This window comes from Tissierella sp. (assembly GCF_032104385.1).
Lineage (GTDB): Bacteria > Bacillota > Clostridia > Tissierellales > Tissierellaceae > Tissierella.
The window spans coordinates 50110-60001 of the sequence record NZ_DAMCHJ010000010.1; the positions used below are offsets into that span (position 1 = coordinate 50110).

The 9892-nt window shown below is 30.9% G+C and carries 8 protein-coding genes and 1 pseudogene; all 9 read right to left on the bottom strand.

Annotated features, from left to right (window positions below; genetic code table 11):
• Positions 1–86: pseudogene (locus RT714_RS10815) on the bottom strand (HAD-IB family hydrolase); the annotation flags it as partial.
• A 226-nt stretch (positions 87–312) separates the two neighbouring features.
• The gene (locus tag RT714_RS10820; RefSeq protein ID WP_313757582.1) at positions 313–2148 is read right to left on the bottom strand and encodes an oligopeptide ABC transporter substrate-binding protein; all 1836 of its coding nucleotides are present in this window, start codon (positions 2146–2148) and stop codon (positions 313–315) included.
• Between the two features lie 18 nt (positions 2149–2166).
• Positions 2167–3099 (bottom strand): ABC transporter permease, encoded by a 933-nt coding sequence (locus tag RT714_RS10825; protein ID WP_313757583.1) that lies wholly within the window; start codon positions 3097–3099, stop codon positions 2167–2169.
• A gap of 12 nt (positions 3100–3111) precedes the next feature.
• Positions 3112–4077, bottom strand: a complete 966-nt coding sequence (gene opp4B, locus RT714_RS10830) for an oligopeptide ABC transporter permease (protein WP_313757584.1) — start codon at positions 4075–4077, stop codon at positions 3112–3114.
• A 1-nt stretch (position 4078) separates the two neighbouring features.
• On the bottom strand, positions 4079–5020 hold the full coding sequence (locus RT714_RS10835; protein ID WP_313757585.1) for an ATP-binding cassette domain-containing protein: 942 nt from the start codon (positions 5018–5020) through the stop codon (positions 4079–4081).
• A 1-nt stretch (position 5021) separates the two neighbouring features.
• The gene (locus RT714_RS10840) at positions 5022–6023 is read right to left on the bottom strand and encodes an ABC transporter ATP-binding protein (RefSeq protein WP_313757586.1); all 1002 of its coding nucleotides are present in this window, start codon (positions 6021–6023) and stop codon (positions 5022–5024) included.
• 771 nt (positions 6024–6794) lie between these two features.
• Positions 6795–7913 carry an alanine dehydrogenase gene (locus tag RT714_RS10845; RefSeq protein WP_313757587.1) on the bottom strand — a complete coding sequence of 373 codons (1119 nt, stop codon included), beginning with the start codon at positions 7911–7913 and terminating at the stop codon, positions 6795–6797.
• A gap of 24 nt (positions 7914–7937) precedes the next feature.
• Positions 7938–9350, bottom strand: a complete 1413-nt coding sequence (locus RT714_RS10850) for a Na+/H+ antiporter NhaC family protein (RefSeq protein WP_313757588.1) — start codon at positions 9348–9350, stop codon at positions 7938–7940.
• Between the two features lie 29 nt (positions 9351–9379).
• A partial coding sequence (locus RT714_RS10855; RefSeq protein WP_313757589.1) for an NAD/NADP octopine/nopaline dehydrogenase family protein occupies positions 9380–9892 on the bottom strand: 513 nt, incomplete at its 5' end.

Here is a 9892-nt window from a genome sequence, read left to right on the forward strand (position 1 = left end):
TTATTTAGTTTTTTAAAATGCTCAATCATTAAAGAATTTCTAAATATAGTTCCATCAATATCAAAAAACGCAGCTATTGTTTTCATATTATCATCCTAACTTTTTTATTCTATTATATGATTTATACCCAATTTAGTATAATTAATTCTATGTAAAGATTAATTACAATAAAAGAGTTACAAGAAATAATAGTATTTAAAACTACTATTTCTTATATATCTAGCCTTGCACTTTAAAATTTATCCTCAAAAAATAAAGTCTAATGACTTTTTATCACTAGACTTTATTTTATTTTATTTAATTATAATCTTACTATTTTGCTTTTTCAGGAGAATCGGATAATAATCCAATCTTTTCCCATCCCCAGTCAGTAACCGTATTTACATCAATATAATTAACACGATTATTAACTGCTGTTAATGCCACTCTGTAATGTGTCGGTGCTACTATAACTTCATCATGTGCATATTTTTGCCAATCATGATAAGCTTTTATTAAATAATCATTATCAATTCCATCTTCTCCAAATGCATCACCTGATGCAATAGCAGCTAAAAGCCTATCATTTTCCTCTGTTGCAAACCTAGGATAATTAAACATTGCATCTCTTCCATATAACCCTGATGGGTCTGGATTAGAACCAGTATTCCAAGCAGCCATATATATATCAATATCTTTATTATCTTCTTCAACCATATCATAAAAGGCATTCATTTCTATTAATCTTCCATTTTGTAAACTTACATCTAATCCAACTTCTTTCCAACATTGAACATAGAATTGTGCTAATGGCTCCGCAATATCTCCACCTGACATTGAAAGAAAATTAATCTTTAACTTATTTCCATTTGGATCTTCTCTCATACCATCTCCGTCTTTATCTATATAACCAGCCTCATCCAGTATTTGCTTTGCTTTCTCTGGATTATATTCATATCCTTCTTGCTCGGAATTCCAAAAAGTAGCATGAGCTGGTGTAATTAATGAATTAGCAGGTATTCTTAAATCATTATAAAACATTTCTGCTACTTCTTCATTATTCATGGCATAAGCAATTGCCTGTCTTAGTTTAACATCAGACATTTTCTTATTTGAATCAACTATAACCTTTTTAGCTTGATTATCCCATTTACCATGTTTAAAACCCATATATCCATAAGTTCTGCTTATATTTGATAATAATGTAATATTACTTAAATCTTTATACTCTGGATAACTATCAACATTTATTTCAGAAACTAAATCAAATGTTCCAGCTTTTAATGCTTCTACTATAGTATCAGGATTTGTTCTTTTATAAACAATCTTATCTACTTTTGGCTTTTCTCCGAACCAATATGGGTTAGGAACATATTCTACTGATTCGCCAGGAACTATATTGGATACCATAAATGGACCACAAGATAGTGGCTTTATTCTAACCTTTTCATGTCCCTCCATATCTTCTATTGAAATGTCCTTTAGATAGTGTGCTGGTTCAGCATTATAAGTAAGACCTGCTCCCCATAATATTCCTGGATAAAATTCCTTAAAGGATACTTCAAGTGTTTTATCATCAATTTTCTTAAGCCCTGAAATAGTATCGGCAGTTCCTGCATGATACTCTTCTATACCTACAACATTTCTATAATCACTATCAAACCTTACTCCTGGATAATCTTTATGTGCAATGCTCTCATATACAAATATTATATCTTCCGCTGTTACAGGTACACCATCACACCAAGTTAGATCCTTATGAATCTTATAAGTAGCTGTCTTAGATTCTTTATTAAATTCAACATCACAATATCCACCATCTATTATTTCATAGTTTGAACCCGATTTCATAAAAATTCCATTCGATGGTTCCATTAATTTAAAATCTACATTATTCGAATATAAAAATGTGTTGAAAATACCTTCAAAAGGTGTATCTGTAACTAAAGCAACATTAAGTGTTCCTCCAACTGTTTCACCATCCTTTTTAAGAAGCATTGGATGAGGTAATTCTATTTCCTTTGATGCTTTATTCTTACCTTCATCACTATCTGGCTGCTGAGTTACTTCTTCTGGATTCGGTGAAGTTACTTCTTTTTTACCACATGATGTTAGTACAAGCATAAATACTAACAAAAATGGAATAATAGCTTTAATTTTTCTCTTCATTTTACAATTCCCCCTTTTTTATCCTAATCTTTGCTTTGCATCGGACGCTCTCTTAAATGCTTGCCCGACATAATTTATACACAGCATCATCACTAATATCAATAATGATGCAGGCAGCCACAACCATAGCTTACTCGACATTGCACCTGGAGTTCTAGCATAAGAAACCAAAGTTCCCAATGAAGGTGTTGAAGGCGGTAAGCCAAATCCTAAGAAAGATAGACCCGTTTCGATTCCTATATTACCAGCAAAGCCTAAAATCAAATCTACAATGATTATTGAACTAATATTAGGTAAAATACCACCAAACATAATCTTTAAATCACTTGTCCCCATTATCCTAGAAGCATTTATATAATCTCTTCTATTTTCTGACAAGGCCTTACTCCTTACTAATCTAGTCATTCCTACCCAATAAAATATAGTCATAATAAATATAAAATGCCACATAGTATATTTGGGAATAACAACTACAAATGTGATAATGAGCATAGTTGTAGGTAGTATAGAAATAAAATCACATATTCGCATTATTACATTGTCTATTTTGCCACCATAAAACCCAACAATTAATCCAACAATTACTCCTATTGCAGAAGTTAATATAGTAACAGCAAAGCCTATTAAAATGGAATTTCTTCCACCGATTAGCAATTGACCTGCAATGGATCTACCTCCAATATCTGTCCCTAAAATAAATTCTCTACTTGGTGATTTATATTTATTTCTTAAGTTTATTTTCATAACTTCTTCTTGATTTAAAACAAAGGAACCGATTAGTACAGTAGAAAAAATAATAATTAGGATAATAAGACATATCGTTGCAAGTTTATCAAATTCAAATTCTCTTTTTACCACCTTCCAAAAGGATGGAACCTCACTGGAAGCTTTTAAGTTTTTTTCCTCTGTTTTAGATATAGTGTTATTTTCATGAAGTTGATTTTTTTGCATACTTGCTCCCTCCTATTCTATCCTTATTCTTGGATCAACAAAGGCCATTATTATATCGGACAATAAGCTTCCAAACAATGTTAATACACCAAATAACAAAACTAAGGCATTCATTACTGAATAATCCCTGCTAGTAATTGATGTAATAAATAGTTCTCCCATACCTGAATAGCTAAAAATTGTTTCAATAAAAACAGAACCACTTAGAAGTCCAGTAATAGTAAATCCAAAAAATGCAGCTATGGGCAGTAGTGAGTTTCTAAATATATGATGAGTATAAACTTTATTTATAGGCACACCTTTGCTTCTAGCAGTTTTAACATAATCTTGAGTTTTAGCATCTATTACTTCATTTCTAAGATATTGTATAGTTCCAGTAGTTCTTAAGACTGCAGCTGTAATAGCTGGTAAAATCATATAATGCAATTTACTAAGAATATAGTCAATTGTTCCTTTTTGAACACCTATTTCAACGGATCCCGTAGTTGGAAACCATTCTAATCTATATCCAAATATGGCCAGAAGTATTAATGATAGAATAAATGAAGGTATAGCATAACTAATAAAATTATATATTATTACACATTTATCAAAACATGAATTTTGATACCGTCCAGCATATATACCAAGAGGTATTGCTATTAAATATGTCAATATTAATGTCAATAAGGATAGCCACAATGTATTTTTAGCTCTTTCACCAATCAATGTGGCTACTGGCATTTTATAAGTATAAGATTTACCAAAGTCACCATCTCTAATAATTCTAACAATCCAATTTTTATATTGGACAGGTAGAGGATCATTTAGACCTGCCTTTTCCTTTAATGCTTCAATAACTGAAGGATCAATATCTGGAGTTATCAAACCAGTAAAAGGATCTCCTGGCATCATCTTACCTAATGCAAATACGATTATACTTAATATTATAATCTGAGGTATCATTAATAGAATTCTACGTAAGACTGTTTTCCACATTTTATAAATCCTCCTTACTTTTTATTGCAACATAATGAGTCTCAGAAATCTGGATTAAATCAAATACCCTTCCTTTTCCATCATAAAATAAATCTTGCCTTTCTTGGTATTCCTGTTCAACTTTAATTCTATTATTTCGAAGCTCTTCCCTATTTTCAGCATTGATTTCTGGAATGGCAGCAATCAGTCTTTTAGTATAAATATGCTGTGGATTATTATATATGTCATCTCTTGTACCTGCCTCTACAAATCTGCCCCTATACATGATGTATATGTAGTCACACATATGTTTTACTACTCCTAGGTCGTGAGATATAAATAGATAACTTAACCCAAAATCTTTTTGTATTTCCTTTAAAAAATTTAATACCTGTGCTTGAACTGATAAGTCAAGAGCAGAAACAGGTTCATCTGCAACAATGAGTTTTGGATTTAATGCTACAGCTCTTGCTACACCTATTCTTTGTCTTTGTCCACCTGAAAATTCATGTGGATACCTATACAAGGAATCAGAAGGCATTCCTACTATATTTAATAGTTGTAAAACCTTTTCTATTTCTTCTTCTGCTGATAATTTTTCATAATTTCTAATGGGTTCAGCAATAATATCTCTAATCCTTTTTTTAGGATCTAAACTAGACAAAACATCTTGAAATATCATTTGGACATCTTGATTGTATTTTACTTTTTTTCTAAGACTTTTTGTATGAACTGGTTGTCCATTGTATAAAATAGAGCCTCCCGTTGGTTTTTCTAGTCCAACAATAGCCTTTCCAATTGTAGTTTTACCAGAACCCGATTCACCAATAAGACCATAAGTCTTCCCTTCTTCAATAGAAAAACTGACTCCATCTACTGCATAAACATAATCTTGTATAGTATTAAAGAATCCTCCACGAATAGAAAAATGTACTTTTAAATTCTCAACGTCTAGAAAACTCATTCTAATGCCCCCCTTCATTTTCAAAGTGAAAATTTCTCCAACAAGTGCATCTTACAAAATGATCCTTTGAAACCTCATGAAGTACAGGATTGGATTCATGTTCTGACTGTCCTAACCATGGAATCCTTGATGCAAAACGGCAACCTTCTCTTGGCAAATTTTTCAAAGATGGAACTATTCCATGAATAACATGAAGTTCTTCACCAACTGAATTGCTCTGAGGTATTGACTGTAGTAATGATCTTGTATATGGGTGAAGAGGATTATTAAAAATTTCTTTAGCATTGCCCATTTCAACTATTTGCCCGGCATACATTACTGCAACCCTATCTGCCATCTGTGCTACTACCCCTAAATCATGAGTAATAAGAATAATTCCCGCATTAATTTCTCTTTGGAGTTCTGTTAGAAGATCTAATATTTGAGCCTGTATTGTAACATCTAAAGCAGTCGTAGGCTCATCTGCTATTATTATATTAGGCTTACATGAAAGTGCTATAGCAATTAACACTCTTTGTCTCATACCACCTGATAATTGGTGTGGAAATTGATTTACTGTTCTTCTAGGGTTAGCAATTCCTACTTGTTCTAAAAGTTCTAAAACTCTCTCTTTCCTTTGTTCATTATCCAAGTCTGTATGATATATTAAAGACTCTTCTATCTGTCTTCCAATCTTATGTAGTGGATTTAGCGATGCTAGTGGATCTTGAAAAATAAAGCCTATTTCCTTCCCTCTAATTTTATTTAATTGTTCCTCTGAATATTCAACCATGTTTTCACCATTATAAATTATTTCTCCACTAACTCGAGTAAAATTTTTATCATGTAATCCCACTATAGAATTAGCAACAGTACTTTTACCACAACCAGACTCTCCAACTATGGCTAGTAACTCATTCTTATATAAGGTAAGAGAAACTCCATCTACTGCGTTAAAGTATTCATCTTGAAATCTAAAAGCAGTGTGTAGATCTTTAATCTCTAATATTTTTTCATTTTCCATTTCTCATTTCCTTTCTTATATATTTATTTACTAGTACATTGTATAAACTTTAATACTATTATTTATATTTTAAGTATATTCAGTAAAAATCATATAAAATCCTCCTCTCTTCAGTACATTTTTAAATAAATCATTTGGCAGGTTCACCTAAATAATTGAATTTTTTTGAGATATTTATACTGTTTTTGATAAGTTTTATAATCAAAGCAATTTACTTGATTTATTAATATATTTAATAGCCTTATCTATTTTCTGTGGATAATTTAAAATTTAATTGTTTTTAATAACAATATATTAAACAATATATTGTTATATGTTTTAGAAATTCTATTTTATTCATTTAGTAATTATATAAAGCATTTATTTTTTTCCTAAAACCTATTGATTAATCTGTATTTTGTTATTGTTAAACTGTCTGGGAATTTAATGATATTTATTGTTCTTCATATGATAGGTATATGATAAGTCTTGTTTTTAATATAAGATTTACTTAAAATACTACGTATATTAAACTTATTCATATATAAAGTTTAATATACGTAGTATTTTTTATTAAATAGTCAATATTTTCTTGAAAACTTGAATATTACAATCTTATTTTAATTAAATAAAATCCCTACTATTTCTGACAATAAACAAATATATTTTAATTTTTACGTCATTTTTAAGTATATATTGCAAACAAAATATCCTATAGAATTTACAATATTGTAAACTCTATAGGATATTTTAGCAGCTTAAAATACTTATGAATTTTTTAATTTTCTTTACTTATATTCCTAAAGCTTCTTCAGGTGTTATATATGGTCTTTCTTGTTTCCTTCCAGTTTCTTCTAGAGTTAATTTTCCATAATAGAAAGATAAACCCCTTCTAAGATATTTATCATCTTTTAATGCTTGTTCTACTCCTTTATTGGCTATTTGTAATAAATATGGTAAAGTTGAATTACATAATGATTTGGTTGCTGTCTGTGAAAAAGCTGATGGTATGTTATCTACACAATAATGTGTTATTCCGTCTATTTTATAAATAGGATCATCGTGAGATGTTGATTTACAAGTTTCTATAGCTCCACCTTCATCGCAGGAGACATCTACTATTAAAGAGCTTTTCTTCATCATACTTAGCATACTCCTCTCTACTAAATGATCTTTTCTCCATTTTGGCCATAGAATACAGTTCATTAATATATCCGTCCTTCTTAAACACATTTCTAAATTATTTCTATTAGAATATAATAGTTCAACATTAGGCGACAATACTTTTCTTGCTTCTTCAAGTTTCTTTATATCTATATCTAGTATAGTTACTTTGTTTCCAAAAGCTGATGCTAACTCTGCAGCTGCTACACCTGAATTACCTGCTCCTATAATAGTTATTTCAGGTGTTCTTATGCCATCTATTCTTGATAATAATATTCCATTACCACCATGTATTTTTTGCATAAAGTTTAATGCTGCTAAGAAACCTCCTTTCCCTGCTATTATACTCATTGGTCTTAATAATGGAAATTCACCTTCTTTGTCATTTACATCTTCATATGCTATTCCTATGATTTTCTTTTTAATCATAGCATCTGTTTGCTCTTTATAGGCATTGGAATGAATATAAGTAAATATTATTTGTCCTTCTCTCATATATTCAAATTCCTCCGGGAATATTTCCTTGACCTTGTATATTAAATCAGCCTTTTCAAATACTTCTTTGGCAGAGCCAATTATTGATGCTCCTTGTTCCCTATATTCATCATCAGTAAATCCGCTGCCTAAACCTGCATTTTTTTCAATCAATACTTGATGTCCTCTGCTTACAATTTCCTTTACTCCATTAGGATCACAAGCTACTCTATATTCGTTTGGTTTTATTTCTTTTGGTATTCCTATTATCATATTTATTCCCCCAAGGTTTAAATTCTATAACATTATTCCTATTACTAAATATAATACGGCAGATACTCCCGCTACTGAAAGAGCATAAGGTATTTGTGTTTTTACGTGATCAATATGATCAGCCCCTGCTGCCAATGATGATAATATTGTTGTATCTGATAATGGTGAACAGTGATCTCCAAAACATCCTCCACCCATTACTGCTGCTAAAGTTGCATATACTAAAGTAGTTATTGCTCCCCCTGTTAAATTGAATGCTAACGGAACAACCATTGGCGTTATAATCGCATATGTTCCCCAACTTGTTCCTGTAAAGAAGGCTATAAATGCAGAAATAATGAAAGTGAATACTAGTAATAGTGCTGGTGTCATCCATGAACTAGCTATAGATATAACATAATTAGCTGTTCCCAATTCCTTACTTATAGAATTTAGTGAATAAGCTAATGCTAATATTATAACTGCTGAAATTATACCTTTTATTCCTTCAACTGCCGTTTCTATTAGTTCTGGTATAGTTCCCATCTTTTGAATTAACATAGTTATAAATTGAAATGATACTGCTGCAACGAAACCTTCTAATGTTTTTGCACTGCCAGTAAATATATATGTTCCCAAGGTAATTGAAATAATAATTAAAGCTGGTGCAAAGAAGTTTATGAAAATGTTTGGCTTAATACCTTCCTTTGGTTTTATTTCTGAAAGTTCCTTACCTAATAAAGGCCTTGCTGCATCTCCTACTACTTTACCTGTTTCCCTAGTTCTTTTTTCCGCTTTTCTCATTGGCCCATAATCTGGAAATATTCCAAAAGCTATTGCTCCTACCATTATTACTGATAATATACCATAGAAGTTAAATGGAACCATTCTAACTATAGCATTCATAGCTATATTATTATCTGTAAATGCTCCAATTCCAACTATTAAGCCAGCCATATATACTCCCCAAGATGAAAATGGAATTATTGTACAAACTGGTGCAGACGTAGAGTCGCATATATAGGCTAGCTTTTCCCTTGAAACTTTTGCTTTGTCTGTTATATTCCTCATAACTGTACCTACATATAGTGGACTAAAATAATCACTAAAGAATATAAATATTCCTAATAACCAAGCTAACACTTGAGCTCCTCTTGCTTTTACATTGAATTTTTCAATGGTTTTTGAAAACACATCAATTGCCCCTGATTTTTGAAAATAGGCAATCATTATTCCTACGAAAACTTCTATACTTAGAACCCAAATAAAATCTGCATTTCCTAAAGCTGATTGAGCTAATCCTGTAAATCCAAATAAAATATTTTGTCCTGTAACAATAATTCCGACTAAAACTCCTACTAATAGTGAAAAAACTGCTTCTCTAGTGATAAATGCAAGAATTAATGCTGTAAATGCTGGTAATAATGATAAAATTCCATAACTTGTAACCGGATCCATTATATTACCTCCCAAATTTTTATAATATTTTATAAAATTTCAAGTAAACTTGACATTTGGTATTTATCTAAACCTAATGTTTCCATGGTTCTTTTCTTCTCTCCTCCATAGTCTTTTTCCATAATAACTGATGCAATCTTTATCACTGCATCCATGGTTGGTGTTGGAACTCCTATTTGTTTTCCCAAATCTGACAAGAATATTAGACCATATCCTACATCCTCATTTAAATATCTGTGTTCTAGATTTGCTTGTGCTCCTATTCCCTTAAATCCTATAGCTTCTGAGTATCCTTTGTCATAAGTAGCTTCTTGCATATATCCTTGCTTCATACCTAATATAGGATCTTCAATGACTTTAAATCCTAATTTCTCACCTATAGCTATTCTCTCTTTGTCTACCTCCTTCATTAATCTCCCTACTGCTTTAGTAACTCCTTCTTCATAGAAATAAAAGTTACCCTTGGTTCTTTCTATTAATGCTGCATTTAACAATGTTACAGATGGATGAATTACTGGATTAGCATTTTGCAATGTTGTTTG